The 26560-nt window shown below is 65.7% G+C and carries 30 protein-coding genes; 15 read left to right on the top strand and 15 right to left on the bottom strand.

What is annotated here, in order from left to right; genetic code table 11:
* Nucleotides 1–2: 2 nt before the first annotated feature.
* On the bottom strand, nt 3–1526 hold the full coding sequence (locus ACESNG_RS18245; protein ID WP_373060820.1) for a hypothetical protein: 1524 nt from the start codon (nt 1524–1526) through the stop codon (nt 3–5).
* A 65-nt stretch (nt 1527–1591) separates the two neighbouring features.
* Here ACESNG_RS18245 and ACESNG_RS18240 point away from each other — a divergent pair, with 65 nt between their 5' ends.
* Nucleotides 1592–2125 (top strand): CDP-alcohol phosphatidyltransferase family protein, encoded by a 534-nt coding sequence (locus tag ACESNG_RS18240; protein ID WP_373070205.1) that lies wholly within the window; start codon nt 1592–1594, stop codon nt 2123–2125.
* A gap of 19 nt (nt 2126–2144) precedes the next feature.
* Here the strand turns inward: ACESNG_RS18240 and ACESNG_RS18235 are convergent, their stop codons facing one another.
* The 3 genes from ACESNG_RS18235 to ACESNG_RS18225 form a co-directional block, all read right to left on the bottom strand.
* Nucleotides 2145–2405 (bottom strand): hypothetical protein, encoded by a 261-nt coding sequence (locus tag ACESNG_RS18235; RefSeq protein WP_373070203.1) that lies wholly within the window; start codon nt 2403–2405, stop codon nt 2145–2147.
* The gene (locus tag ACESNG_RS18230; RefSeq protein ID WP_373064440.1) at nt 2406–2675 is read right to left on the bottom strand and encodes a hypothetical protein; all 270 of its coding nucleotides are present in this window, start codon (nt 2673–2675) and stop codon (nt 2406–2408) included.
* 102 nt (nt 2676–2777) lie between these two features.
* Nucleotides 2778–3611 (bottom strand): alpha/beta fold hydrolase, encoded by an 834-nt coding sequence (locus ACESNG_RS18225; RefSeq protein ID WP_373064442.1) that lies wholly within the window; start codon nt 3609–3611, stop codon nt 2778–2780.
* Here ACESNG_RS18225 and ACESNG_RS18220 point away from each other — a divergent pair.
* Both ACESNG_RS18220 and ACESNG_RS18215 read left to right on the top strand, forming a co-directional pair.
* Nucleotides 3597–3860 (top strand): hypothetical protein, encoded by a 264-nt coding sequence (locus tag ACESNG_RS18220; protein ID WP_373070201.1) that lies wholly within the window; start codon nt 3597–3599, stop codon nt 3858–3860. The two genes, ACESNG_RS18225 and ACESNG_RS18220, sit on opposite strands and share 15 nt — an antisense overlap.
* Nucleotides 3854–4579, top strand: coding sequence for a thioredoxin domain-containing protein (locus ACESNG_RS18215; RefSeq protein ID WP_373064446.1), 726 nt, complete (start codon nt 3854–3856; stop codon nt 4577–4579). The genes ACESNG_RS18220 and ACESNG_RS18215 overlap by 7 nt, the downstream gene beginning before the upstream one ends.
* Nucleotides 4580–4617: 38 nt before the next feature.
* Here ACESNG_RS18215 and ACESNG_RS18210 read toward each other — a convergent pair whose 3' ends face one another.
* Both ACESNG_RS18210 and acs read right to left on the bottom strand, forming a co-directional pair.
* Nucleotides 4618–4992, bottom strand: a complete 375-nt coding sequence (locus ACESNG_RS18210; RefSeq protein WP_373064448.1) for a hypothetical protein — start codon at nt 4990–4992, stop codon at nt 4618–4620.
* Nucleotides 4993–5538: 546 nt separating this feature from the next.
* Nucleotides 5539–7503, bottom strand: a complete 1965-nt coding sequence (gene acs / locus ACESNG_RS18205) for an acetate--CoA ligase (protein WP_373064450.1) — start codon at nt 7501–7503, stop codon at nt 5539–5541.
* Nucleotides 7504–7615: 112 nt separating this feature from the next.
* Between acs and ccmA the strand changes: the two genes are divergently transcribed.
* Genes ccmA through ACESNG_RS18165 form a run of 8 tightly spaced genes read left to right on the top strand, consistent with a single transcriptional unit; the run spans nt 7616 to nt 13432 of the window.
* Entirely contained in the window at nt 7616–8386 is a 771-nt protein-coding gene (ccmA, locus tag ACESNG_RS18200) for a heme ABC exporter ATP-binding protein CcmA (protein WP_373064452.1), read from the top strand.
* A complete protein-coding gene (locus tag ACESNG_RS18195) occupies nt 8383–9096 on the top strand; it encodes a heme exporter protein CcmB (RefSeq protein WP_373064454.1) in 714 nt (237 codons plus the stop codon). Before ccmA ends, ACESNG_RS18195 begins: the two co-directional genes overlap by 4 nt.
* Nucleotides 9097–9098: 2 nt before the next feature.
* Nucleotides 9099–9815 carry a cytochrome c biogenesis protein gene (locus ACESNG_RS18190; protein WP_373064456.1) on the top strand — a complete coding sequence of 239 codons (717 nt, stop codon included), beginning with the start codon at nt 9099–9101 and terminating at the stop codon, nt 9813–9815.
* Nucleotides 9812–10030, top strand: coding sequence for a hypothetical protein (locus ACESNG_RS18185; protein WP_373064458.1), 219 nt, complete (start codon nt 9812–9814; stop codon nt 10028–10030). Before ACESNG_RS18190 ends, ACESNG_RS18185 begins: the two co-directional genes overlap by 4 nt.
* Nucleotides 10031–10065: 35 nt before the next feature.
* Nucleotides 10066–10872, top strand: a complete 807-nt coding sequence (locus ACESNG_RS18180) for a uroporphyrinogen-III synthase (RefSeq protein ID WP_373064460.1) — start codon at nt 10066–10068, stop codon at nt 10870–10872.
* A gap of 28 nt (nt 10873–10900) precedes the next feature.
* Entirely contained in the window at nt 10901–11893 is a 993-nt protein-coding gene (gene hemC, locus ACESNG_RS18175; protein ID WP_373070199.1) for a hydroxymethylbilane synthase, read from the top strand.
* Nucleotides 11893–12864, top strand: a complete 972-nt coding sequence (gene hemB, locus ACESNG_RS18170; protein WP_373064464.1) for a porphobilinogen synthase — start codon at nt 11893–11895, stop codon at nt 12862–12864. The genes hemC and hemB overlap by 1 nt, the downstream gene beginning before the upstream one ends.
* A gap of 28 nt (nt 12865–12892) precedes the next feature.
* Nucleotides 12893–13432: an inorganic diphosphatase gene (locus tag ACESNG_RS18165; protein WP_373064492.1), complete on the top strand. Its 540-nt coding sequence runs from the start codon at nt 12893–12895 to the stop codon at nt 13430–13432.
* Between the two features lie 16 nt (nt 13433–13448).
* Here ACESNG_RS18165 and fabF read toward each other — a convergent pair whose 3' ends face one another.
* The 6 genes from fabF to ACESNG_RS18135 all read right to left on the bottom strand — a co-directional run bounded on the left by fabF (nt 13449) and on the right by ACESNG_RS18135 (nt 18730).
* Nucleotides 13449–14738, bottom strand: coding sequence for a beta-ketoacyl-ACP synthase II (gene fabF / locus ACESNG_RS18160; RefSeq protein ID WP_373064466.1), 1290 nt, complete (start codon nt 14736–14738; stop codon nt 13449–13451).
* Nucleotides 14735–15274, bottom strand: coding sequence for an SRPBCC family protein (locus tag ACESNG_RS18155; protein ID WP_373070197.1), 540 nt, complete (start codon nt 15272–15274; stop codon nt 14735–14737). The genes fabF and ACESNG_RS18155 overlap by 4 nt, the downstream gene beginning before the upstream one ends.
* A complete protein-coding gene (locus ACESNG_RS18150; protein ID WP_373064470.1) occupies nt 15274–15999 on the bottom strand; it encodes a methyltransferase domain-containing protein in 726 nt (241 codons plus the stop codon). Before ACESNG_RS18150 ends, ACESNG_RS18155 begins: the two co-directional genes overlap by 1 nt.
* Before the next feature lie 17 nt (nt 16000–16016).
* On the bottom strand, nt 16017–16490 hold the full coding sequence (locus ACESNG_RS18145) for a flavin reductase family protein (protein ID WP_373064472.1): 474 nt from the start codon (nt 16488–16490) through the stop codon (nt 16017–16019).
* Entirely contained in the window at nt 16490–17731 is a 1242-nt protein-coding gene (locus ACESNG_RS18140; protein ID WP_373064474.1) for an NAD(P)/FAD-dependent oxidoreductase, read from the bottom strand. The genes ACESNG_RS18145 and ACESNG_RS18140 overlap by 1 nt, the downstream gene beginning before the upstream one ends.
* 117 nt (nt 17732–17848) lie before the next feature.
* On the bottom strand, nt 17849–18730 hold the full coding sequence (locus ACESNG_RS18135) for a DUF92 domain-containing protein (protein WP_373070195.1): 882 nt from the start codon (nt 18728–18730) through the stop codon (nt 17849–17851).
* 149 nt (nt 18731–18879) lie between these two features.
* Here ACESNG_RS18135 and ACESNG_RS18130 point away from each other — a divergent pair, with 149 nt between their 5' ends.
* From ACESNG_RS18130 to ACESNG_RS18120, 3 genes are read left to right on the top strand one after another with little or no spacing between them, the layout of a single operon-like run.
* Nucleotides 18880–19563 carry a hypothetical protein gene (locus ACESNG_RS18130; RefSeq protein WP_373064478.1) on the top strand — a complete coding sequence of 228 codons (684 nt, stop codon included), beginning with the start codon at nt 18880–18882 and terminating at the stop codon, nt 19561–19563.
* Between the two features lie 59 nt (nt 19564–19622).
* Complete coding sequence (locus ACESNG_RS18125) at nt 19623–20804, top strand: M24 family metallopeptidase (protein WP_373064480.1); 1182 nt, start codon at nt 19623–19625, stop codon at nt 20802–20804.
* Nucleotides 20801–21658 carry a carboxypeptidase-like regulatory domain-containing protein gene (locus ACESNG_RS18120; RefSeq protein WP_373070193.1) on the top strand — a complete coding sequence of 286 codons (858 nt, stop codon included), beginning with the start codon at nt 20801–20803 and terminating at the stop codon, nt 21656–21658. Before ACESNG_RS18125 ends, ACESNG_RS18120 begins: the two co-directional genes overlap by 4 nt.
* Nucleotides 21659–22191: 533 nt before the next feature.
* Here the strand turns inward: ACESNG_RS18120 and ACESNG_RS18115 are convergent.
* Genes ACESNG_RS18115 through ACESNG_RS18105 form a run of 3 tightly spaced genes read right to left on the bottom strand, consistent with a single transcriptional unit; the run spans nt 22192 to nt 25095 of the window.
* On the bottom strand, nt 22192–23919 hold the full coding sequence (locus ACESNG_RS18115; RefSeq protein WP_373070191.1) for an ABC transporter ATP-binding protein: 1728 nt from the start codon (nt 23917–23919) through the stop codon (nt 22192–22194).
* 8 nt (nt 23920–23927) lie between these two features.
* On the bottom strand, nt 23928–24836 hold the full coding sequence (locus ACESNG_RS18110; RefSeq protein WP_373064486.1) for a heme o synthase: 909 nt from the start codon (nt 24834–24836) through the stop codon (nt 23928–23930).
* Between the two features lie 52 nt (nt 24837–24888).
* The gene (locus ACESNG_RS18105; protein WP_373064488.1) at nt 24889–25095 is read right to left on the bottom strand and encodes a hypothetical protein; all 207 of its coding nucleotides are present in this window, start codon (nt 25093–25095) and stop codon (nt 24889–24891) included.
* Nucleotides 25096–25198: 103 nt separating this feature from the next.
* Between ACESNG_RS18105 and ACESNG_RS18100 the strand changes: the two genes are divergently transcribed.
* Nucleotides 25199–26560 (top strand): amino acid permease (locus ACESNG_RS18100; RefSeq protein WP_373064490.1); only part of this gene is annotated, 1362 nt, incomplete at its 3' end.

Here is a 26560-nt window from a genome sequence, read left to right as displayed (position 1 = left end):
GCTCAGGGCGGTAACACAGGTCGCACGTCTCGCATCTGACGCGCGGCGATAGACAGCGCCGGTACGCTGCTCCGAATGCGGCCGTTGGCGGCGCGGAGTCCCACCCATCCGTCATAGTCGGCTGGCTCGCCGATGATTGCCGCGCTGACCCAGGCGCGACGCGATCCCCACGCGAGCGCGTGTCGAATCGCCGCCAGCTGCGCCGCATCGCCATGGGCATGCGGAAGTCCACCCACCGTGACCAGCCAATGCGGCTGCGCGCCTCCGCCGCGGGTCACGGCGCGCTGATGCCATCGATCGAATGCCCGCAGTCGCGCATCGACCGCTGGCAATCCGGAGAACGACGGAAACGACACGGCACCCAGCAGTGCCACAGGCGACGACGGCATCGATGCCCAGGTGTACACGGCGCTGTCAGTGGCATCGAGTCGCGACGCGCTCCAGCCCATCAGCGTTCGCGGACGCACGCGCTTCACGGTGGCGGCGCTCCGCAGGAGCAGCGCACGCCACCAATCGGATGAACGCGGTGTGGTGCCGAGGATGGACGGCAGTGGGTCGTTGAGTCCCGGGAAGATCACATCGGGTCGGATGCGAAGCAGCACCCGCTCCACGGCCGCCTGTCGCTCGGCGTCGTCTGGTGCGGCCACGCCGCGCGCGATGCGCAGGGCCACGGCGATCTGCACGCTGTCGTCGCGCAGCGGCTGCAGCACCCGCGACAACGAGTCGAGCGCGCCGCCCCGCCAGCCGTCTTCATCGATCACGACCAGCACCACTTCCGGCGCGAGTTGCTCGATGAGACGCCGGTCGGCCTGCACGGCACGCGCTGGCGGTGCACCGTCGAGTACGGGAAAGATCCGCATGCCGATCACGAAGTCACCGGAGGGTCGCGCCTGCATCGGTTCGGCGTAGGCGGTCTCATAGCTGCGGACCGCTGCAATGCCGCGGGGCCACTCGAGCGCCAGCAGCGTGGCCAGCGCGGTCGCCGCGAGCACGAGTAGCGCGCGCGCGGCACCCGAGAGCCTCCAACGGGCCGGATACGCCGGCGCAATCATGGGCACCAGCATGGCGAGTGGTGACACGAGTGCGGCGCGTCCCGCAGTCATGCCGAGGATGACATCGCGAGCCGACACCGCCGCTTGCAACGGCAGCGGGGCGACGCCGTGCTGCGACGCGAGATAGTCGCCGATGGCTATCACGGCGATCACGACATCGTACAGCAGGATCGGCAGCGCCACGACCACCGACACCAAACGCGAGAGCAGAGAGTAGAGCACCTGCAGCACGAAGGCACAGGCGATCATCGGCATCAACCACGTTATACCTGAGATCGTTCGTGCGCCGGTCTCCGTGCCCGTGGCGACGGCGACGAGCAGGGCAGGCGCCACCAGCAGTCCGCAAAAGGCGGTGAGATTGGTGAAGACCCGCGGTGCTTCACGGCGGGCGGCGATCCAGCCGGCGAGCGCGATATCCCACGCCAGCACAGCCAACGCTACGCCCAGCACCAGGAGTGCAAGCGGATCTGTCATGCGGGCACGATAAACGGGGCGCGGCGTCGCTGGCACCCCGACCCCGGTCGTCGGTATTTTTCGACATGGCCCACACGGAGACTCCGACCGTTCTCACGGTACCCAACCTGGTATCCACATCGCGCGTGGTGCTGGCGGTGGGTTTTCTGGCGATGGATGCCGTCCCGGTACGACTGGCCCTGATCGGCGTGGCCTCGCTCACCGACTTTCTCGATGGGTGGATCGCTCGTCGCACCAAAGTGGTGTCCCGTTATGGCGCACTGATCGATCCCGTGGCCGACCGCTTCTTTGTGCTGTGCGTGGTGATTGCCTACGTGGTGGGCGATCAGCTCACGGTGTGGCAGGCGGTTGTGATTTTCTTTCGTGACATCATGTCGCTGATCGGCTGGTTCACAGCCCGCAACGTGAGCTGGCTACGTCCCATCCGTTTCCGCGCGCGGCCGCTGGGCAAGGTGGTGACGGCGCTACAACTGCTCACGTTCATCGCCGTCCTCCTGGCGCCCTCCACCGTCGATCCGCTAGTCATCCTCGTGGGCGTGCTCGGCCTGATCGCCACGGTGGACTACACGTTGATGCTCTGGCGCGAGCGGGTACGCTGAGCGGCGCCGCGAGAACTGATCAGACCACGAGAAAAGGATAATAGCGCCTCAACGCGCAGCGGTTCTCTTTTTCTCTTTTTCTCTGTGTGATCTGTTCGGATGATCCAGTTGCACCGATCCAGTGCTGCTGATCCAGTGCTGGCGGCACGATACAAACGACGAACGCCTCCCGGAGGAGGCGTTCGATGTATTTCGTATAGTGCGTCAGCAGCAGCTGAGGCAGATATGTCAGGATGATCTGGACACCGGGGCCCGTTGGGTCCGGCGCCGGATGAAGCAATCAGACCGCAGCCGCTTCCTGCGCCTGCTTCCTGGTCGGCTGGGCAAATCGCTCGCCCAACGTGCGTAGTTCGGCAATCTCAGGAGCCTTGATCTCCGGGTACCGACCCGTGAGATACTCCATCGTGCCGTCGAACCACTCCTTCTGGTCGTCGGGGTGACACCCGATCACACCACACTGCATGATCTGCTGGAAGAGCTCGTCACGGGCCTCCTGATACGGAGAGGGCACCATGGCGTCACGACGCGGACGAAGCTTGGGCTTGGCCATTTCCTCTGGGTAGTACGTCGAACATCGCTGCCGGGGAACTCCGGGCTAGCCTGTAAAATCTAACCGATAAGACACCAGCTTTCCAGTGGCGTCCCATCGATGCTACGCAATCCACGCTAGTAATGTTGAGATCAAGGCCGCGGGCGCATCCTCTGCCACGAGCGCGCCACAGGGGTGCACGGCGAGCGGACGCACCGATGCCAAGGGGAGTACACGGCGCCACTGCTCGATGCGCGCTGCGAGGTCGTCCTCGACGTCTCGCACGGCGGTCCAAAGCAGGATATCGGCGCGCACGTCGCCAAGGCGTTGCCGTTCGTCGGCGCCGAGCGTGACGGCGCTTGCGCGCTGCAGCAGTTGCGCGGCGCCGCCGCTTCCCACGAACGGGGCCAGATAACGCGCCACCAGCAGATCGGGCATGTTGACCGGGTCGGATACGGCGTTGCGCAGCAGCGGCTCCAGCAGCGGACGGGCGCCGAACAGGGTGTTCGCGGTGAGTGCCGACAAGGCCGACGTGCGCTTTAGCGAACGAATAACGGGCCCGGGAAGGTCGTCGGGGTCGAGTGGTTCCAGCAGCGCCAGTTTAGCGGCCCGCTCCGGACGCTGGGCCGCCAGCAGGAGCCCCACCAGCGCGCCCATGTCCTGTCCGACCACGGTCACCTCACCCAGCCGCAGGGCGGTCAGGGCGCGTTCCACGTACTCGGCCTGTATCGCCAAGCCGTACGCCGCGTCGGCCGGCCGATCGGACTCCCCATGACCCATGAGGTCGATGGCCAGCGCCGTGAGCCCCGCCTCGGCCAGGCGCGGCGCGATCGCCCGCCACAGAAAGCTGCAGCTGCCGAATCCGTGCAGGAGCACGACGGCTGGTCCCGCCCGTCCCACCCGTTCCACGTGCAGCGAGCCTGCACCCACAGGAATGCGAAGATGTTCGGTGTACATGGCCTCGGGGCAGCGGGGATCGGACCGTCGCTGGAGGATAGCGCCGACGCCCGTCGGACAGATAGCTTACCGCCGCAGCAACTGTGGTCTGTGCGCAGCGTGCTCTGTCACGACGAAGTGCGCTGCACCGACGACAGGCCTGAAGTGGAGGAACATCGCCGTCTGGTCGACGAAGCCCGTCGTTCCGACGAGAGCGCATGGGAACCGACCGGCTGGACGCCGGAAGACGACGAGGAGATCGAGTGGTAAAGGCAACCAAAAAGAAGTCGAACAACGCGTTTTTGCCGATCGTGCTGGTGGTGCTCGCCGTCGGTGGCGCGGCCATCTACTACAAGGTGCAGAACAAGCCGAAGCCGATCGAGCTCGCGCCCGGCACCCCGCTGCCCACGGCGGAAGGCTACCTGCGTGGCGATCCGAATGCACCGATCACGATCATCGAGTTCGCGGATTTCGAGTGCCCGGGCTGTGGCCAGTTCGCCACCCTTCAGGGGCCCGACATCAAGACGCGCATCGTCGACGCGGGGCTCGCGAACTTCCGCTTCTACGATTTCCCGCTCACCTCGATTCACCAGAACACCTTGGCGGCGCACCTCGCGGCATCGTGCGCGGACGATCAGGGTAAGTTCTGGGAAATGCACGACAAGCTGTTCAACGGGCAGATGGACTGGAACACCCAGGCGACGACGAACCCACGTAAGGTATTCGGCACCTATGCTGGCGAGCTCGGTCTCGACATGACGGTGTACAACAGCTGTTTCGACACACAAAAGAATCTACCGAAGATTCAGGCGAACGCGGCGGCCGGTACGGAGCGCGGGGTGAGCAGCACGCCGACGTTGGTTGTCAACAACAAGCTCTATGCGGGTGGACTGACCTACGACCAGCTGAAGAAGTTGGTGGACAGTCTGCGCACGGAAGCGCCGACGGCCGCGGCGATGCCGTCAAATACGGACTCCCTTAAGAAGTAGGGCCGAATGGCGTAACGCGGTACGGCGTACCGAGCGGCTTACGCCCGCCGCCTCGCGGCCGCTTCATCGAGTCGCAATCTCGGCATAGGCACCGCTTCGGCGGTGCCTTCGTCGTTCGCGGCGTTCAAGGTCGGCGCCTGCACCAACGCTTCGCCCAGTGCCACCAACGCACGCGTGGCCACGACCGCAGCCAGCGGATCGGGCACGGCCATCTCACGGACGTAGATGTCGAGCGCGCGTTCGTAGCCCACGTCGGTGGAGAGCGTGTCCACGAACAGCAGGGCGTTCTCCACGTGGGTGCGGATCAGCGCTTCTTCGGAGCGTGCCTGCACGAGACGCAACCGCTGTTCGGCGTCGGCCGACAGCTTGCGGGGGAACAGCGTCTCAGGAAACAGTTTGTTCAGAATGGACATATAGGTACTGACGAATGTGAGCGCGCAAGTGTTTCGCCTGCTGTGACCACGATCACTACCCACGCGAATCTCGCGCCACATCCCTTTGGGAGAGATCGTGGTACAGGCGGCCTGCCGGGTGGGCCGTGGTCTCCCCTTCGCGGCTTTTCTGCGGAAGGATGGCTGCGCGCCGGGAAACCGCGCGACGGGAAACCGCGCGACGGGGGTGAACGGCGAGGCGAGCGTGCGGTGCGGGAGCTGTGATGGTCATGCACCCGCCAAGACCCGCGCGGAGTGGCTCACCCCAAGCGCCGCGCCACCCCACCCCCTGTGCCGCCGCCAAGCAATGCCTGCCCCCACGAAGGAGAGCGTTCCTCCGCGCCCACCCCCCGCCGCTGCCACCCTCGCCAGCCCGCGCGCGACGGGCGTCCCGTGAGCCGATCTCTGCGGGGGCCGCTCGTCACCTGCGCGGTGCACCCCCCCGTCCCCCCGCAGCAAGCGGCGAACGGGATCGACCCGGAGCAGCCCGGGCGATCGCCGCACACCAGCGCAGTCCCAGCGCAGTAATCAGCTCTCCTGCGCCTCATACTGATCCTTCAGCGAAGCCACCACGGAAGGATCGGCCAGCGTGGTCGTGTCACCAAGCGCGCGACCCTCAGCGATGTCCCGCAGCAAGCGACGCATGATCTTGCCCGAGCGTGTTTTCGGGAGATCGGCGCTGAACAGAATGTCGTCGGGCCGGGCCAGCGCGCCGATCTTCATCGCCACATGCTCGCGCAACTCGTCGCGCAAACTGCCGCTTTGCGTGAACCCGGCGCGCAACGTCACGAACGCCGCGATCGCCTGACCTTTGATCTCGTGCGTTTTGCCGACCACCGCCGCTTCCGCAACGGCCGGGTGATCGACCAGCGCGCTCTCCACTTCCATCGTGCCGATGCGATGACCCGCCACGTTCAGCACGTCGTCCACGCGACCCAGAATCCAGAGATAACCATCCTCGTCGCGCTTGGCGCCGTCGCCCGGGAAATACAGATCGGGACGGCCCGGCCACTTCGTAAAATACGTCTCCACGTAGCGCGCGTCGTCCCCCCAGATCGTGCGCAGCATGCTCGGCCACGGATGCGTGATCGCGAGCAGGCCACCACCTACGCCGATCTCGTTGCCGGTGCTGTCGAGCAACGCCGTCTTGATGCCCGGGAACGGAGTGGTAGCGGAGCCGGGCTTCGTGGCAGTGACACCAGGCAGCGGGGTAATCATGATGGCGCCGGTTTCCGTCTGCCACCACGTGTCCACGATCGGGCAACGCTCCTGACCGATATGTTTGTGATACCACATCCACGCTTCCGGATTGATCGGCTCACCCACCGATCCCAGCAATCGCAGTTGAGAAAGGTCGTGCTTCTCGACGTACGACGAGCCCCACTTCATGAAGGCGCGCACGGCCGTGGGCGCGGTGTAGAAAATCGACACGCCGTAGCGCTCGCAGATCTGCCAGAAGCGATCCTTGTCGGGCCAGTCGGGCGCCCCTTCGTAGACGACCTGCGTGGCACCGTTCGCGAGCGGTCCGTACACCAGATACGAGTGGCCGGTGATCCATCCGATGTCGGCCGTGCACCAGAATACGTCTTCTTCTTTCAAGTCGAACACGTACTTGGTGGTGCTCGCCACGCCGGTGAGGTAACCACCGGTCGTGTGCACGATGCCCTTGGGTTTCCCGGTCGTGCCCGACGTATAGAGAATGAACAGCAGGTCTTCCGCGTCCATCACTTCGGGTTCGCAATACTTCGGCACTTGTCGCTTCAATCGATGCCACCAGTGGTCGCGCCCGTCCACCATCTCGGCGAATGTTTCGTCGCCCACGCCGCTGCGACGACGCATCACCACGAGCACATGCTCGATGGTCGGGCATCCCGTGATGGCTTCGTCGGCATTGCGTTTGAGCGGCACGACCTGTCCACGACGATAGCCGCCGTCGGCCGTGATCAGCACCTTGCACCCGCAATCGTTGATGCGGTCACGCAATGATTCCGGCGAGAAGCCGCCGAATACCACCGTGTGCACGGCGCCGATACGCGCGCAGGCCAGCATCGCGAAGATCGCTTCGGGAATCATCGGGAGGTAGATCGCCACGCGATCACCCTTCACCACGCCCAGCTTCTTCAGCATGTTCGCCGCGAGATTCACTTCGCGGTACAAGTCCCAATACGTGTACGTGCGACGGTCACCGGGTTCGCCTTCCCAGATGATCGCGGCCTTGTTGCGACGCGGCCCATTGATGTGGCGATCGACACAGTTGACCGAGGCATTGAGCTGTCCGCCCTGGAACCACTTCGCATGCGGCGGCGTCCATTCGAGTACCGAATCCCACGGCTTGCTCCACGTCAATTCGCCGGCCTCGCGCGCCCAAAAACTCACTGGGTCCGTCGCCGCGTCGTCTGCCAAGCGCGAATCATGTACACGGGCCGTGGCGCGGAAGGCGTCAGGGGAGGGGAAGGAGCGCGTTTCCTGCAGGAGGACGTCGATATCGCTCATGGAGACCTGGTGTCCGGTACGCACCGGCGCGGTGGGGTGTCCGAAGGGGGCATGCGCAGATCGCTATCGCTCGCGTGTCGCGAGTAACCGCGTGTCCTGCTAATGTAGACCGATGCAGTCACCCTACGAAACCGGTGCGACAGCTGTCGCGTCCATTCTGACGGCGGGTCCCGCGCTCACCGCCGAGGCGTTGGTGCGCGCCTTTGGTGGCCGGCGCGCCGTGAATGGGGTGTCGCTTGCGCTGCACGAGGGGGCCTGTCTGGCGCTCTTCGGTCCGAACGGCGCGGGCAAGACTACGCTGCTGCGCCTGCTGGGCGGGTTACTCAAGCCGTCCGCCGGGACCACCCGTTTGCATGGCCAGCCGCTCCCCGGTGATGCCGAGACGCGACGGATGGTCGGATTGATTTCGCATCACGCCATGCTGTACCCGGCGTTGTCGGTGCGGGAGAATGTGCGCTTTGCGGCCGAGTGTCAGGGTGTGATAAACGCCGACGGGGCCACCACGCGCGTACTCACGCAGTTAGGTGTACTCGATCGTGCCGACACCGCCGTGCGTTATTTGAGTCGCGGATTGCAACAGCGCGTGTCGATCGCGCGCGCGCTGGTGCATGGTCCGCAGCTCGTACTGCTCGACGAGCCGTATACGGGACTCGACGAAACCGGCGCGCAGGCCCTGACCGATGCCTTGGGAGCGCTGAAGGCCAATGGCGCCACGCTGGTGCTGGTCACGCACAACCTGAGTGAGGGGCTCGCGCTGGCCACGCACTCGGCGATCATGCAGCACGGCAAGTTTGTCGACGAGCAACCAGTCTCGCCGTCCGGCTTCGACGTGCCGGGGTATCAGGCGAAGTATCGGGCTCTCGTGCATGAGGGGCTGGCGTGAGCGCTGTGCCCGCGGGCGCCACCCATCGGGCGCCGTCGTATCTGTCCGATACCTGGCGAATTGCCCGGAAAGACCTGCTCATCGAGTTCCGGACCCGGAGTGCCTTTCTGGCGGCCACGGTTTTTGCCGTGCTCGCCGTCGTGATATTCCGTTTCACGTGGGATCCCACGGCGATTCCGGCCATGGATCTCGCGCCCGGTGTGCTCTGGGTGATCTTCACCTTTTCCGGCCTGTTGGGGCTCAACCGCTCGTTCGGGCTCGAGCTGGCCGAACACGCGTATGATGGGCTGCTGGCGTCGCAGGTGTCCCGTGAAGCGATCTTTACGGGCAAGGCCCTCGCGAACCTCGTGTTCGTGATCTGCGTTCAAGCATTAGCGCTTCCCGCCGTGGCGCTCTTCTTCGATCTTTCGGTCGGTCCGTCGTGGTGGATCATCGTGGGGATCGTACTGCTTGCCTCGGTGGGGCTGTCGGCTGTCGGTACGCTGTTCGCGGCGATCGCCTCCAACACGCGATTGGCCGAGCTGCTGTTGCCGATGATGACGCTGCCGTTTTTTGTGCCGCTGGTGATTCCCGCCGCGCAGGCTACGGCGGTCGTGTTGCGTGGTCAGCCGATCGCCGATGGGATGGCGTGGCTCAAGGTGTTGCTCGCTTTCGATCTCGTCTTCGTGTCGGCGTGTATCGTGGTGTTTCCGTTCACCATCGAGGAGTAGGTATGTCGTCCGTGTCGTCTGTTGCCCCGCGTCCGGCCACGTTGCCGGAGCCGAAGGGATTCGATGCGTTCCTCGCCATCGCGATCGTCGCGGTGATCGCGGCGTGCACGCGCGCGCTCTTTTTCACGCCGATCGATGCCATGCTGGGCGCGGCGCAGAAGATTTTTTATGTGCACGTGCCGGCGGCGATCGTCGGGCTCTACTTCTCCTGCGGTCTGCTGTTCGTCAGCAGCATCATGTACCTGTGGATCAAGGACGAGCGCCTCGATCGCCTTGCCGAATCGGCGGCCGAAGTGGGGCTGGTGTTCATGGGCATCGTGCTGGTCACGGGGCCGGTCTGGGCGCGCACGAGCTGGGGAACGTGGTGGGTGTGGGAGGCGCGCATTACCAGCACGCTCTTTCTTTGGTTGCTGGTGCTCGGGTATCTGGTGTTGCGCAGTGGCGTGGAGTCGGCGGAAGTGCGCGCGCGACTATCGGCGGTGATGGGTTCGCTGGCCGCGTTGCTGGTGCCGTTCATTCACCTCACAGTGAAGCTGTTTCGCGGGATGCACCCGGAGGCCGTGGTGTTGGCGCCGGAGAAGCCCAAGATGCCGCCCGAGATGCTGTTGTCCTTCGGGCTGTCGATGGTGGCCTTCCTGCTGCTGTTCTTCGCGTTGTTGCGTCTGCGTTTTCGCTGGGCCACGCTGCGTGACGCGCGTGCGGCGATGGAGGCGGCGTGATCGTTGGGGTCAGTGCGCTGGTGGCGGCCGTACCGATGCGGACCGTCGCCACCGTGCAGGACACGGCGGGCAAAGTGGCGTACGTGCCGAAGGCGGGTGGGCCGCCCGACAGCAGTGGCTACATGTGGGCCGGCTACGCCATCACGTTGGCAGTCTACGGCGGTTATACGGTGCTCTTGCTCCGTCGCCTAGCGCGGGCCAAGCGCGCCCGTTGATCGCCGGCTGATCACCCGTTGATAACCAGTTGACCATGGCCGCGATGCCGGCGCGCCCTTCGGACTCGCGGCCGTTACACGGTGTGCGCATCGCGGTCACACGCGCCGGTGAGCGAGGCTCACCGCTGGCCGACGCCCTGCGGGTCAAGGGTGCCACGGTTTACGAGGTGCCGCTTACGCGCATCGAAACGCTGGACCTCGCGCCGCTGCACGAGGCTGTGCGTCGCCTCATCGAGTTCGACTGGATCCTGCTCACCAGCGTCAACGCCGTCGACCATCTGGCGCGCGTGGTAACGGAACGCGGTGCCGAGGCGGCCATGGCCACCCGCCGACTGGCCGTGGTGGGCACCGCCACCGCCGCCGCGGCCGAACGGTGTGGCTGGCGGGCACCCACCGTGCAGCCGGAGAACGCGCAGGCGGTGGGGATGCTCGACGCCATGGCGTCCCGGTCGGATATCGAGGGCGCCCACATGCTCTATCCCTGCGCTGCCGCCGCCCGCGACGTACTCCCCGACGGGCTGCGTGCGCTGGGGGCGGTGGTGGAGACCGTGCCCGCGTATCGCAGCGCCCCCGACCCCGAGGGGCAGGCCCGCGTGCGCGCGCTGGTGAAGTCCGGGGAGATCGACCTGGTTACCGTGGCGGCACCGAGTGCGGTCGACGCGCTGCTCGACGCCCTCCCGGCGGAGCATGCCGGTCGGCTGCCGGTGGCGTGCATCGGGCCGGTCACGGCGCGTGCCGCGAAAGTGGCAGGCTTTCCCGTGAAAGTGGAATCGGGGGCGGCCACGATGGAAGGCTGGGTGAACAGCATTGTGAAGGCCTGCGGGCACGCGGGGGCTAACTGATCCTGCGGTCGCCCCAATAAGTTGTAGCATGACTGAACTTGTCGTCCGCATCGGAACCCGTTCCTCAGAGTTGGCACTGCGTCAGGCGCGCCAAGTCGCTGCCGCGCTGGCCGAACGCGGCATCGCGAGTGAGCTGGTGGAGTACACGACCATCGGCGATCGCATTCTCGATCGCCCGCTCAACGCCATCGGCGAGAAAGGGCTATTCACCGCCGAACTCGAAGCCGACCTGATTACCGGTCGCACCGACTGCGCGGTGCACTCGCTGAAAGATCTCCCCACCGCCGATCCCGAAGGGCTCACCATCGTCGCGCTGCTCGAACGCGAAGATCCGCGCGATGCACTGGTGGTTGGCCCCAACACCACCGCCCGCACGCTGCTGGAGTTGCCGAAGGGTGCGAAGGTCGGCACGTCGTCGCTGCGTCGTCGCGCACAGCTGCGCGCACTGCGTCCCGACTTCGATGTGTGCGAGCTGCGCGGCAATGTGGGCACGCGTCTCAGAAAAATCGACGCGGGCGAAGTCGATGCGGCGCTGCTCGCGGCAGCGGGCTTACGTCGACTGGGACTGGGCGACCGTATTGTCGCGTTCATGGATCCGCCCGACTGGATCTCGGCGCCGGGACAGGGCGCTATCGCCGTGCAGGCCCGGGCCAACGACGAGCGCATGACGGCGATTCTGGCCACGCTCGATCACGCGCACACACGCGCCGCGGTCACCGCCGAACGCGCTCTGCTGGCCGCACTCGAAGGGGGCTGTCAGGTGCCGATCGGCGCGTGCACGACGTACGAAGCGAAGTACGGACCGATGCTGCACGGCATCATCTCCTCGATCGACGGCGTGTCGGTGGTGCGCGGCGGCTTGCCGATCAACGCGGCTGATCCGGCGTCGAGCGGACGTGAACTCGCACGACAGCTGCGCGCGGCCGGCGGCGCCAGCATTCTGGAAGAGCTGCGCGAAGAGCTGGCCGAATCCGCCGCTGTCAAGGCCGCTGAAAGGGCCATCCCGCAGGGAGCCCAGTAATGCCCATGCGTATGCGTCGTCTGCGGCGCACCGAGGGACTCCGTCGCATGGTGCGCGAGACACGTCTGGATCCCGCGCAGTTCATCTGGCCGTTGTTCGTGCGCTCGGGGAAGGGACTGCGCGCGCCCATCGGTTCGATGCCCGGTGTGTCGCAGACGTCGGTGGACGAACTGCTGCGCGACGCCGAGAAGGCGGCCGCGGCACAAATCGGCGGTATTTTGTTGTTCGGCATTCCTGATACGAAGGATGCGACCGGTTCGTCGGCGTGGGATCCTCGGGGACCGGTGCCGGAAGCGGTGCGCGCCGTGAAGCGCGAGTTCCCACACCTCGTGGTCGTGACCGACGTGTGCATGTGCGAGTACACCGATCACGGGCACTGCGGTTTGCTTACGCCGTCGGGCGAAGTGGACAACGACGCCACGCTCGAATTGCTGTCGCGTGAAGCGTTGGTGCACGCCGAGGCTGGCGCCGATATCGTGGCACCAAGCGACATGATGGACCTGCGAGTCGGCCACATGCGTCGCGCGCTCGACATGGCGGGTTTCCCGCAGACGTCGATCATGAGTTACGCGGCCAAGTACGCCTCGGCGTTCTACGGTCCGTTTCGGGAAGCTGCAGAATCGACGCCGGCCTTCGGCGATCGCCGCAGCTATCAGATGGATCCGGCGAACGGTCGCGAAGCACTTCGCGAAGTGCGGCTCGATGCGGAGGAGGGCGCCGATATTCTGATGGTGAAGCCGGCTGGCGCATACCTCGACATCATCGCCGCCGTGAAACGCGACACGCAGATGCCACTCGCAGCCTATCAGGTGAGTGGTGAGTACTCGATGATCAAGGCGGCGGCGGAACGCGGCTGGATCGACGGTGATCGCGCGATGATGGAATCGCTGGTGGCCATCGCGCGCGCCGGTGCCGACATGACGATCACCTACTTCGCCCTCGAAGCGGCCGCTGCTCTGCGGAATCGCTGAGCTGTCTTCTTTCAATACCCCCATGTCCATGCACAATCCCTGGCGCGATATGCCCCCCGGTCCTCACGCGCCGGAGTTGGTCACCGCGATCATCGAAATTCCGGCAGGCTCGCGCAACAAGTACGAGCTCGACAAGGAATCCGGACAGTTCAAGCTCGATCGCGTGCTGTATTCAGCCGTGCACTATCCCGGCGACTACGGCTTCATTCCGCGCACGCTGCACGAAGACAACGATCCGCTCGACATTCTCGTGCGCATCAACGAGCCGACGTTCCCCGGCTGCCAGATCACCTGCCGCCCGATCGGCGTGCTGAAGATGCTGGATAGGGGTGAACCCGACGAGAAGATCCTCGCGGTACCGAAAGACGACCCGTATCACAACGACATCTACGACATCGCCGACATGCCGGCGCACTATCTGAAGGAGATCGAACACTTCTTCGGCATCTACAAGGATCTCGAGGGCAAGCGCGTCGAGATTCAGGGATGGGAGAAGAGTGAAGTCGCGTTCAAGGTGATTCAGCGGAGTATCGAGCGGTACGCAGAGGTGTACTTGAAGGGTGCGTAGGAAGGGGGTTCGCTGTTCAGATGGCAGTTGCCCTTTTCAGCACCAGCGCCGCATTGATCCCACCGAACCCGAAGCTGTTCGACAGCACCACCTTCGGGCTCATCTCGCGGCCGTGCGTCGGCACGTAATCCAGATCACATCCCACGTCAGGCGTTTCCAGGTTCAACGTGGGTGGCACCCAGCCGCGTGAAATCGCGAGCGCGCTGATGGCGGCTTCGAAGGCGCCGGACGCACCCAGTGCATGACCGTAGTAGCCCTTGGTGCTCGACACGGGGATACGGTATGCATGATCACCGAACACCTGTTTGATCGCCATCGTTTCGGTGGGATCGTTGAGCGGCGTGCTGCTGCCGTGTGCGTTGATGTAGTCGATCTGTTCCGCGCTCACCGATGCGTCGCGCAGGGCATTGCGCATGCACCGTGCGGCCTGTGCACCATCGGGGCGCGGGGCGGTCATGTGGTGCGCATCGTTCGTGGTACCGTAGCCGCCGAGCTCCGCGTAGATGCGGGCGCCGCGCGCCACCGCGTGCGACCACTCTTCCAACAGCAGCACAGCGCCGCCTTCGCCCATCACGAAACCGTCACGGTCCTTATCGAATGGACGTGAAGCGCGCGCCGGATTGTCGTTGCGCGTCGACATCGCGCGAATGAGCGCGAACGCGCCGAAGCACAGGGTGGCGAGTGGCGCTTCGGATCCACCGGCCAACATCACGTCGGCGTAGCCGTCGCGAATCTGACGGAACGCTTCGCCGATCGCCATCGAGCCCGATGCGCAGCTCATCGCGTTGGTGGAGTTCGGGCCCGACACACCGAACTCGATCGCCATGTTGCAGCTGGCGGAGCCGCCGAACACAGCCAAGGCCAGCGTGGCATCGACGGCGCGTAAGCCCCCGTGCAGAAAGCGCGCGGCCTGCTCCTCGGCGTACCCCACGCCGCCCAGTGCCGTGCCCATCATCGCGCCCACGCGTTCACGGTCTTCGTTCGCGAGATCAAGTTTGCCGTCTTCGAGCGCGAGGATCGCGCTCACCACCGCGAACTCGCTGAAACGGTCGAGGCGTTTCACACGCTTGGCGTCGATCCAGTTGGTGGGTTCGAAGCCGTCGATTTGCGCGGCACACTGCGAGCGATAAATCGACGCATCGAAGCGCGTGGCCGGTACGACCGCCGACCGTTCGGCGCGCAGCCCCTGCCAAAGCGCTTCGACGCCGGTGCCGATCGGGGTGACGCACCCGATGCCGGTGATCGCGACCCGACGGCGGGACGGCGAGGATTCGGGGGTCGAGGGCGTGTGCGGCAGTGTGGTCATGACGGACTCCGTTCAGCGACGGCGGCCAGACCCGCCAAGGTGCGCGACGCGATGCCGTGCACGAATACCGGAGCGATCACCTGCGTGGCCGCAAACCGTCCTATCACCGGCCACAGCGGACCGTTCCACACATGCACGATACGCGTGAGCGTCCCGCCGGGTGCCGGCGTGAAGCTCCATTCCACATCCATGCGCGTGGTTATGCCGCCCACGTGCTTGAAGCGTACCCACGGCACGTCATGATTCACCGCCATTTCCGACAGCCACCAGGTGGGCCAGTTGAACAGGCCGAACGGGCGATTGGCCGCCATCTCCACCATGCCACCGCCATCCGGCGTGCGATGGCGGAAGCGTACAAACCGATAGTGCGGCAGATACGCCGGCCAGTGTTCGACTTCGCGGGCGATGTCGAAAATGCGCGCCACTGGTGCGCGCACGAGCCGTTCGTCGATCTGTGTCACCAGCTGATCGGTCGGTGGCGGACCCAGGGCGTAGTTCGCGTGCATGACGGGAGCTGAGGAAGGAAGCAAGGACATTATGAACGCGTGGGCGGCGACCATACCGCGACCACACGGAATCCGGGAGCTCGGTGTGCGCGCACCGGGCACCCGGTAGCGCGCTCTGCGAGCGCCTGTAGTTCGTCGCGCGTGAAGCCCCGCAGAATCGACACGATCCCGTCGTGGCGGCTTACTGGATGGAACCGTAGCAGGAACGATGCCGCCCAGAGCCCAGCCACCGCAAACCAGCTGCGACGCAGATCGCCGATGATTACTGCCGAGCTTGCTACGCGGGTGCATTCCTGAAGCAGGCGATCGGCGTCGGGGCCGTCGAAGTGGTGCAGCACCTGCGAGCAGGTCACTATGTCGACGCTGCCATCGGCAAACGGCAGCGACATGGCATCAGCGGCGAGCCCGTACGTGCACGACGCACTGGCCGCGCGCGCGAGTGCCGGAACGAGCTCGATGCCGATCGTGGTCAGTGGCCGCGACGCGCCCGCCGCCATGCGCTGCGCCATGCGCTGAGCAGCGCGCGGGATATCGCCAAGTCCCGTGCCGATGTCGAGCAACATCATCGGCTGCTGCGGGACTCGCGCTGACGGCTGCTCGCGCAACACGCGCCGCACTTCGGCCAGCACGGCGCGGCGACCGCCGAAGAACCGATTGGCCAGCGCGACATCACGCAGCGAGCGCAACGCCAGCGCGGGATTGTCACCGGGGTCGTCGAGGATCTCGGTACCGCGTTGGCGCGCTGGCGTGAGCATGGAAGCGAGGCGCGAGTCTATCGTTCCAACTGCGCGTAGCCACCGCGATAGTAGAGCAGTGGCTTTGCATCACGCGCCGCAGCCTGCTCGACATGGCCGATCACGATCACGTGATCGCCCGCTGGATGGCGTGCCACGATGCGGCATTGCATCGAGGCCAGCACATCGTCGAGCACGGCGTCGCCCAATTCACCCTCCACGTAGCCTACGCCTGCAAAGCGATCGTCTACCTTGCCGGCGAATCGTCGGGAGACCGCTTCCTGTGAATCCGCGAGCACGTTCACGGCGAAGCTGGTGGCGTGCGCTATCACCGGTGCTATCGTCGCGTCGTTGCCGATGCACACCAGCACCAGCGGCGGGTCGAGACTGAGTGAAGAAAAGGCGCTCACGGTCATGCCATGCGGCGTGCCGTTCGCGTCGCACGACGTAATCACGGTGATGCCGGAGGCGAAGCGGCCGAGGACGGCGCGGAACAGGTCTTGATCGATCATCAGGAAAGGAAACGGAGCAGGGTGCTTGGGCGCAGGACCGCCGACGGCGGGACGAAGTCGCCGGTGACCCCGATCAACAGGTCGGCAAGATCGCGATCGCGTGTGAGCACGCGCGCGGCATAGTTCATCAGCGACGGAAAGGCCACCGCAGCGCCAATCAGCTTCTCGACCCGCCATTTCCCGGCAAAGGTGCGCTTTCGCGCGTGTTCGTAGGCCCGCAGCGCCTGACGCATCCCGCGCGCGTTGGCCTGTTCGCGCGCGTGTACCGCATCGACCGCGAACGGAGCCAGCAATTCGCCGCCACGCAGCGCGGCATAGATGCCCTCACCGGTGAACGGATCGTAGAAATCGGCCGCATCTCCCGTCAACATGGCGCCCGGCGCCCATGGGCGCGTGGCATGGGAGGCAAACGGACCTGTGGCGCGCACGGGCGTCTCGCGAATCGCATCACGAAAGCGCGGCTGCAACGTGGGTTGTGCCGCGATCCATGCGTCGAGAAACGCCGTGGGATCGCCCGCCATACCTTGCGCCGCGCGGCGCGGCACCACGAGCGCCACGTTGGTCAGCCCTCCCGAAACGGCCGCGAGTCCCACGTAGCCGTTGCTGGTTACGTGCATCTCGCCGAGCGTGCCGATGTCACTCACGCCACGATAGTGCGCCACCAGTGCCACACGCCGCGGCCAGCGGGATTGGTGGGCGAGCTTCAGGCGACGCGATACGATCGAGCGCAGACCGTCGGCGCCGATCACGAGCGACGCGCGCATCGTGCGCATGCCGTCGGGTGTGCGCACCTCGACGCCGCACGCCGCGCCGCTGGCGTCCAGCGTGACCCCCTCGACCTTGATCTCTTCGAGCACGCAGACGCCGGCGGCGCGCGCCCGCTCGATGAGCAACGTGTCGAGTACCTCGCGCCGCACCCCGAGGCCACGATCGCGGAAGCCACGAAAACCGTGTCGGGCCACGAACTCGCCATGAATGCGGTCGCCCGACGGGGCATGCACCACCATTCCGGTCAACGATGCCGCACCGCCCTGCTCGAGCGGCGCCAGCGCGCCCATGGCGTCAAGAATGCGGCTCGCTTCCGGACTCACGTACTCGGCGCACGGCTTGGCCCGCGGAAAACGCGCCCGATCCAACAAGCACACATCCAGCCCCGCCGACGCAAGATACCAAGCCGCCGAACTGCCAGCTGGGCCACCACCTACGACGATCACCTGCCAGGCGCGCGAATAGTCGGACATGGAGCTCGGAAGAGGACAATGGCATGAGGAATCCTTTCAATCTAACTCCCCGGGACGGCACACAGATCCCACGTGCAAGCCGCAGGCCAACCGCGGCGCGTACCGTTCGTGTGCTGGCTACGCGGGCATGGCTTGGACAATCAGCCACGCCAGCATCGCCGCCGCCGCCGTGCACACGAGATTGACCGCATCGTTGCCAAGCCGCCGCCAGCCGCCGCGATGCCGCGTAAAGGTGCCGCACGTGTGCCGCCGCTGCTCGGTGGCGGTATCACATAGCGGACACCAGCGTCGCTCCTGCACCAACGCGCCGACCGCTGTGTCGACCAAGGCGCCGAACACCGCCGCCCCCGCCACGATCCACCAGCGGGCCACCGGCACGAGCCCAAACGCGACGGCGAACGCTGTGAGGACGAGCGCACTGCCCACCATGGCCGCGCTCCCGGCCACACTCACCGCGCCCGAGGTGCCGGTTGGCACGGTGCTCCACGTGCGCACCGAGCGTGGGGTGCCGCCCACCCACGTTCCGATCTCCGTGGCCATCGTGTCGGCGCCAGCCGCCGACAGGGCTGCTGCGCCCCAGAGTGCCGTGTCCGAGGCCGGATCGCCTGAGGCTGATGCCACGGCCGCCGCGAGCGCGAAGATGCCGCCGTTGGCCATCACCTGGCTTGCATCGCGTTGCGCACCTTTCTCGACGACGCCGGCCGTACGCGCGTCCTTCCGCGCGCGGCCCAGGCGTGAACCGAGCGTCGCCCAGGCAAACCACACCATCAGGAAGCCGCCCCACGGCCAGCCTGCGCGGAGCGAAAGCGTGCCGACCACCGTGGCCGCGATCGCTCCGCTCGTGCCCAAGCTCCGGTTGTGCCAAGCCACGACCGCGACAACGAGCGTGATACCGAGCGCTGGCAGCGTGGACGGCCCCGATGCGCTCCACCACGTAGACGCGACCGCGGTACCAGGCGCGGGGGCAATCAGCGCGAAGGCGAGGAAGTGCTGAGCCATTGGCGGAAACGGTGTATGACCATGCGCGAATACGCAAGCCGACGAACGGGACCGTGCGCCCCGCCACTCCGCGGCTTCGCCTAGATATTCCTCCGCTTTCGCAGCGGTCCGCTTGTAAACGTGACTGGGAACACGTTAGCATCCACCGCGTGTCCTCTCTGATTGACGGCCGGCCCGCCCGCGCCACTCTCCCGGCTGAAGCCGCGCTGTCGCTGTCCGGCCATCCGCTTGACGCACGGCTCCCCCTAGCGCTGCTCGAGGCCGTCAAGGCGATCGATACACCGGAGGCGGAGCTCGACGCCGAGTTGGTGCACGAACTTCGCAACAAGCGGCTCGGGCTGAGTGACACGGTCTACCAGCAGATCCGGCGCTACGGCGAAGCGGTGCGGAGTCGGCATCGCATCGGTTTCGATGAAGTGCTGGCGTTGGCACGACTGATCGGCCGTCGCCCTGACGCCGACCTCGCCTTCCGCGAAGCGGGGCGTCGGTGGGCCCGCGGGTATGTCGGCACCGTGAGCAGACTGCAGCGCAGTGCAGCGCGCTCGCTACCCTCGCTGCTTGGCCGGCCGATCGCGCTCCGTCTGCTTCGTAAGCTGTCGCGTCGCTACATGGACGGCGTGCTCGTGCGTCAGGGCAGCACCTTGCTCCTGAACGTGGCGTCGCCCGTGTCCGCCGACGCGGCAGCGCGCGCGGTTGGCTGCGGTCTCTACGAATCAGCCTTCAGAGAGTCATTGCTGCTCCTCGCCGACGCCGATGGCGCGATCGAGCATGTGATGTGCCGCACGCGCGGTGATCGCCAATGTCAGTGGCGCGCCGAGTGGCGCCGTCGCTGATTTGTTGATAAGCTCCGCCGAATCGTCGGCGGTGCGTTGCTCCTGACATCCCGACTGCCATGCTGACCCTCGAAATGCTGCCGCGTCTGCAGCAGGTGCTTGCCGACGCCGATCTCGACGGATGGTTGTTGTACGACTTCCGTGGTACGAACGCCATCGCGTCTGGGCTGCTGGGCTTCGACGGCCTCGTGTCACGACGCGTGTTCGCACTCATCCCGCGGGACGGTCTCCCGATCGGCATTGCGCACGCGATCGAACCCGGACCGTGGGCGCAGTGGCCGAAGGCGTGGCCGCTTCGCACGTACAGCGGCTGGCGCGCGCTCGAGGCGGAAGTGGCGTCGCTGGTGCAGGGCAAGCGCGTCGCGATGGAGTACTCGCCCGGCGACGCGATTCCGTACCTCGATCGCGTGCCGGCGGGCGTGCTCGAACTGGTGCGCGCGGCCGGCGCGACGGTGGTCTGCTCGGGCGATCTCGTCTCCCGGATCTACGCCACGTGGACGCCGGAGCAGCTGCTGTCGCATGAGCGGGCGGCCGAACGCATCATGCACATCGCGCACGGCGCGATTGCGTACGCCGGTGACATGGTGGCGCTGGGTACACCGGTGGCCGAACACGAGCTGCAGGCGCGCATTCTGGAGGCGTTCGAACGGGCCGGTCTCGAGACGGAGCATGGCCCCGACGTGGCGGCCAGCGAGAATGCCGCCAATCCGCACTACATGCCGTCGGCGTCATCGCCGCGTCTCATTCAGCGTGGCGATACGCTGCTGATCGACTTGTGGGCGCGCGAGAAGCACGGTGGTGTGTACGCCGACCAGACGTGGATGGCCTCGATGGGTGCGCCGCGTGAGCGTGTGATCACGGTGTGGGAAGCGGTGCGCGACGCCCGCGATGCCGCCCTCGCGCTGCTGCAAAGCCGTATCACCGCCGGCGTGCCGGTGCGCGGTGGCGAAGCCGATGACGCGGCACGCGCCGTGATCGAGGCGCGCGGTTTCGGCGCGCAGTTCTGGCATCGCACCGGGCACAGTATCGATTCGCGTGAGCTGCATGGCTCGGGGCCGCAGATCGACAACCTCGAATCCCGTGACGACCGTCTGCTTATTCCCGGCGTCGGCTTCTCGATCGAGCCGGGCATCTATCTGCCGGGTGAGCTCGGCGTGCGGTCCGAAGTGAACGCCTACGTGGCCGAGGAGTCGTTGCTGATCACGCCCGGCCAAGTGCAGCGCGACCTGATCGTCGTTTGACGGCTCGCGTGTACGTCAGCGTGTACGGCCGTCGGAGCGTGGTGTTGTTGGCGGCGCTCGTCGCGTGCGGAGAGTCGCGGGCGTCGAATCAGGCGAAGAAGCGCATGGCCGATGTCTCGGCGACACCGGGCGCCGATCACGCGCGTGCGGTGCCGCGTGACAGTGGGGTGCTCTTGCTGGCCCGCGCAGCTGGCGGCGTCGACGGACTGCAATACACGGTCTCGGCACAGGCGACCAGCGGCTTCATCGTGGGCAAGATCGGCGGCAGCGAGCCGCGTGATACGAGCATCGCCCCCACGCACGATCTGTCGGTGTGCCGTCCGTTCACGCAATCGCTGGTGCCGAGCCGCGACGGTGGCGTCGGCAACAGCGTCGTGTGGCTGGTGGGCGTGACCACGGGGCCGCGCGACGACGCGCCGCGCCGCGTGCGCGTCGTGCTCGACGGTTGCCGTCTCGAGCCGCGCGTGCAACGCGTGGCGGCCGGCGGCACAGTCATGATCACGTCGCGTGATGCCATGATGACCCGTTTGCAATTCGTCGACGTCGGCGGCGCCTCGGCTTCACGCGCCACGGTGCTGTTCAACGACGCGGGCCAGGTGGTGCCCACGAGCGACGCCGCCAAGCGGCCCGGGCTCGTGCAAATCCGCGACGATCTGCATCCATGGGTACGGGCCTATCTCGCGGTCACACCGCACCCGTTCGTCGCCGTCACCGCCGCCGACGGCACGTTCCGCTTCGACAACGTCCCGCCGGGGACGTACACCCTCGTCGCGTGGCACGAGCGTTTCGGCACGAAACAGCAGCGTGTGCGCGTCGATGCGCACGTCGAGACGCGCGTCGACCTTTCCTACTGAACGCTCCTGAACCCACGCGTTCTTCTTTTCCCCGCTCCTCTTTTTCTTCGTCTCATCAGTTCTGCCTGACTTTGCCGAGCTGCTCACGCAAAGGCTACGCCGCGACTTAGCGGACTGCGGGAGTTCCTCCGAACCGATCGCGCGGAGGCGCGGAGGCGCAGAGAGCGCAGAGAGCGCAGAGAAAATCTGACTCTGCGTCCTCTGCGCCTTTGCGTGCACTGCGTGATCAGTTTTGCCTGACCATCGATGAACCGATCACACAGAGAAAAAGAGAAAAAGAGGAAAGGAGCGAAAAAAGATGAACCGACGCGGTCCTCTTTTTCTCCTCACCTCTTTTCCTCTGTGTCATCGATTCAGCCAGACCATCAATGAACTGGTTACACAGCAAAAAGAGGTGAAGAACGGAGGCTCGAGTTCGTCGCAACCGATCACGCGGAGGCGGAGAGAGCGCGGCGGTACAGAGAAAGTCCGACTCTGCGTCCTCTGTGTGATCAGTTCTGCCTGACCACCACCTCCCGATCACACACCACCGTTCAGCTCAGCTGATGCAATCGCGCGAACAGGCCGTCTTCGAGGCCCAGGAGTTCGTCATGGCTACCGGTCTCCACGATGCGGCCTTGGTCGAGTACGACGACGCGGTCGGCGCGCCGCACGGTGCTGAGGCGATGCGCGATCAGCAGGGTGGTGCGACCCTGGAGTAGCTGCTCGAGTGCCTGCTCGACGTAGCGTTCACTTTCCGTATCGAGACTCGACGTGGCCTCGTCGAGGATCACCACAGCCGGATCCTTGAGAAACACTCGCGCGATGGCGATGCGCTGCCGCTGACCGCCGGACAGCTTCACACCGCGCTCGCCGACACGTGTGCTCCATTGCTCGGGGAGGCGCTCGATGAACTCCCACGCGTGCGCTGCCTGCGCCGCACGCAGGACGTCGGCGTCGCTGGCGTCGGGGCGTGCATACGCGATGTTCTCACGGATCGTGCCGCTGAACAGCACCGGCTCCTGCGGTACGATACCGATAGCGCCGCGAAGCGTGTCGAGCGAAAGGTCACGAATGTCGATGCCGTCCAGCGTAATCCGACCTGACGTGACATCCCAGAAGCGCGGCAGCAGGCTCGCAATCGTGGTCTTGCCGGCGCCTGAACGACCGACCAGCGCGACCACCTCGCCCGGGGCGATGTCGAGCGAAATGTCCTGCACGACGTCGGGATTCTCCGGCTGATAGCGGAACCCCACCGACTCCAGCGACACGGCCCCACGCACCGGCGCCTGGAACACATGCGGCCGCTCCGGATCGCGCACCGTGGGCTCGGAGTCGAGCAACTCGAACACCCGCGTTGCCGCACCGACCGCTTCCTGGAAGTTGCCGAACAGCGAAGCCACCGATCCCAGTGCTGCTGCTACGAACAAGGCGTAAAAGAGGAACGCCACCAGCGTGCCGGCGGTGAGCTTGCCCTCGATGACCTGCGCACCACCCTGCCACAACACCGCTGCGACCGCGCCGAACGCCACAAAACCGACCACGCCGAAGAACAGCGCGCGCGTGCGCGCTCGATGCACCGCCACGCCGACCAAGTCGTGCAGGAGGGCGCCAAAGCGCTCCGTCTCGATGCCTTCGCGCGTGAAGCTCTGCACCGTGCGAATGGAGCCGAACGATTCGTCGGCCATTCCCATCGCTTCGCCGATCCGGTCCTGCACGGCGGTGCTTGCCCTGCGGAGCGCGCGCCCGAAGGTGACGGCGGCGACCACGACCAACGGCACTACCGCGAGCGTGGTCAGCGTCAGACGCGGGTTCGTCACGAACATCATCCCGATGCCGCCGATCAGGAACAGCGTCTGTCGCGAGAGTTCGGAAATCCACGTGCTCAACAACGACTGCAGCAGGGCGAGGTCGCTGCTGAGTCGGCTCGTCAGTTCCCCGGTGCGGCGCTCCGTGAAGAACGCGGGCGACAAGCGGACAAGATGCGCGAACGTCTGCTCGCGCAGCGTCGCGACGATGCGCTCGGTGGAGGAGCTGAGCAGAAACACCTGCACGAAATTCGCGAGCGCCTGCACTCCGAACACGCCGAACAGACCAAGCGCGATGCGGTCGAGCGCACGTCGGTCCTTCAGTTCGAAGGCGGCGTCGAGCAGATAACGCAACACGGCGGGGAACACGAGCCCCGCCGCTGCCGCGACCACCAGAAAGAGAAACGCCACGACCAGTCGCGATGTGTATGGCCGCACGAGTGGCAGCAACCGCGCGAGCGGTCGCGGTGACACGGCACGGCTCACCGCGTAAGCGCCCGATCGACCGCCATCGCGAGGAAGAGCAGGGCGAGATGCAGCAGCGAATACTTGTAGACCCACCATGCAGGCCCGGTCCACGGCTTCGATGCGCGCGCCGCGAACAGCACCTTGAGCACGCCACCCATGAGCAGGGCGTTCAGCACGAGGGCTGAAAGCAGGTACAGCGTGCCGAACGTACCGAGCAGCACCGGCAAGAGGGTGAGCACGATCAGAATTACCGTGTACCACACCATCTGATGCATCGTCTCGCGTTCACCCCACACCAACGGGGCCATCGGCACCTTGGCGCGTCCGTAGTCCACCTGCTTGAGCAGCGCGAGTGCCCAGAAATGCGGCGGCGTCCAATAGAACACGATCAGGAACATGCACAACGCCGTCACGTCCAGCGTACCCGTGACCGCCGCCCATCCCACCAAGGGCGGAAAAGCACCGGCGGCGCCGCCGATGACGATGTTCTGCGGCGACGACCGCTTCAGCCATCGCGTGTAGATGAACACGTAGAAGTAGAAACCGGCCAGGGCGAGTCCCGCCGTGAGCACGTTCACGAACTGCGCCAGCAGCCACGTGGCGAAGATCGCGCAGGCCACACCGAAGGCGAGGACCTGAATCGGCGACATGCGTCCACTGGGAATCGGCCGCAGGCGCGTGCGCGCCATGACGTCGTCGATGTCGCGGTCGATATACATGTTCACCGCGTTCGCACCGCCAGCCATGAGGTAGCCACCGAGGCTGACCAGCAACACGCTCAGCAACGTCGGCGAACCAGCGGCGTACATCGGCGCAATCGTCGTGACGAGCAGCAGGGAAATGATGCGCGGTTTCGTGAGCGAGATCAGATCGCGGAAAAGCGAAGGAGTGGCTTTCTGAGGGTCGAGCGCGACTCCGGTCATGATGTTGAGGGAGCGGCGCGAGCGGACACCAGCGGCAGCGAGAGAGTCGTGTTCATAGTGGCAGGGCGCGATACGCGCCAATGAAGACGGCGATCAGTCCACCCACCGGCAGAACCACCCACAGGATCTCCGTCAAGCGATGCGGCGTCGGAACCTGAGTGGAGGAGGGCAGGATGGGCAGGGTACGAAACACGGCGCGCAAGATGAAGAGTTGCGCGATCACGCAGGCTGCGACAGCGCTCCAGAACAGCGCGGTCACGACAGCCGGCGGAAGGGATACGGTGAGTACGGAAGTCATAGCCTATGAAAAGTAGACGACGGAACCCCGTGCGGTACTGCGTGCGGCGTACTACCATAGCCTCATGACCTCAGCTTCTGTTTCCTCGAAAAGTGGTAGCGACGGTTCTGCCGCCGGCACCGCGACCGAACTGCCGCGGCGTTTAGGACTCTGGAGCGCCATCGCCGTCCTCGTGGGCACCACGATCGGCTCCGGTATTTTCCGGTCTCCGGCCGGCATTGCCGACAAGCTCCCCGGTCCGCTGCCGATGCTGGCCGTCTGGGCCACCGGCGGCATCTTCGCACTCTGCGGCGCCCTCACCCTCGCAGAACTGGCCGGCGCCATGCCGCGCACTGGTGGCTACTTCGTGTACATCCGCGAAGCATGGGGTCGCTTGCCGGCCTTTCTGTACGGATGGTCCGAGCTCACCCTCATTCGCGCCGCCGCCCTCGGCGGTATCTCGACCACCTTCGCCGAGTACCTGTTGCGGGGGCTGGGTTACAACCCATCGCTGGCGCCGTACGACACGTACGCCCACTGGATCGCCGCGGCCACCGTGGCCCTGATGGCGGTGATCAATGTGGTGGGGCTCAAATGGGGGGCTCTGGTCCAGAACGTCACGACGGTCGCCAAGTACGGCGGCTTGATGCTGATCATCCTGCTGGCGCTCATTCTGGGGCTCCCACAAACGGGTGGTCACTTCACGCCCGCCGCGCCGCCGGGCAGCTTCTCGGTGTCGGCCTTCGGGCTGGCGCTCGTGTCGGTGCTCTGGGCCTTCGACGGTTGGGGCGACCTGGCCAAGGTGGCTGGCGAGGTGAAGGATCCCGAGAAGACGCTCCCCAAGGCGATCGTGCTCGGCACCCTCAGCATCATCTTCATCTATATGCTGGCGAACATCGCCTATCTGTCGGTGCTGTCGGTCGACGAGATCCGGGGCGCGCGCCTGGTTGCCGCCGATGTCGCCGAACGCCTGATCGGCCCGATCGGCGTCACGTTCGTCGCGATCACGGTGCTACTGTCCACCTTCGGTTCAGTGAACGGCTCGCTGCTCACCGGCCCGCGCATCTTCTTCGCGATGGCCGACGACGGGCTGTTCTTCAAGAAGGTGGCGGCGGTGCACCCGACCTTCAAGACGCCGTATGTGGCCATCCTACTCACGGCCACGATCGCGATCGCCTTCGTGCTCGTCCGCACGTTCGAGCAGCTGGCCGACATTTTTGTGACCGCGTCGTTGGTGTTCTACATCCTCAGCATCGGGGCAATTTTCAAGCTCCGAAAGCGCCCCGACTGGAATCCACCGGTGCGCACGCCGCTATATCCGCTGGTCCCGGCGTTGTTCTGTCTGGCCACGCTGTTCCTGCTGGTGAACGCGCTGATGGACGACGCGCAGCGCGTGCCGACGTTGGGCGTATTCGGGGTGATTCTGCTGGGGGTGCCGGTGTATTAC

It is taken from the genome of Gemmatimonas sp. (genome assembly GCF_041689975.1).
Classification (GTDB): domain Bacteria; phylum Gemmatimonadota; class Gemmatimonadetes; order Gemmatimonadales; family Gemmatimonadaceae; genus Gemmatimonas.
This window is presented reverse-complemented; position numbering and strand designations above follow the sequence as displayed.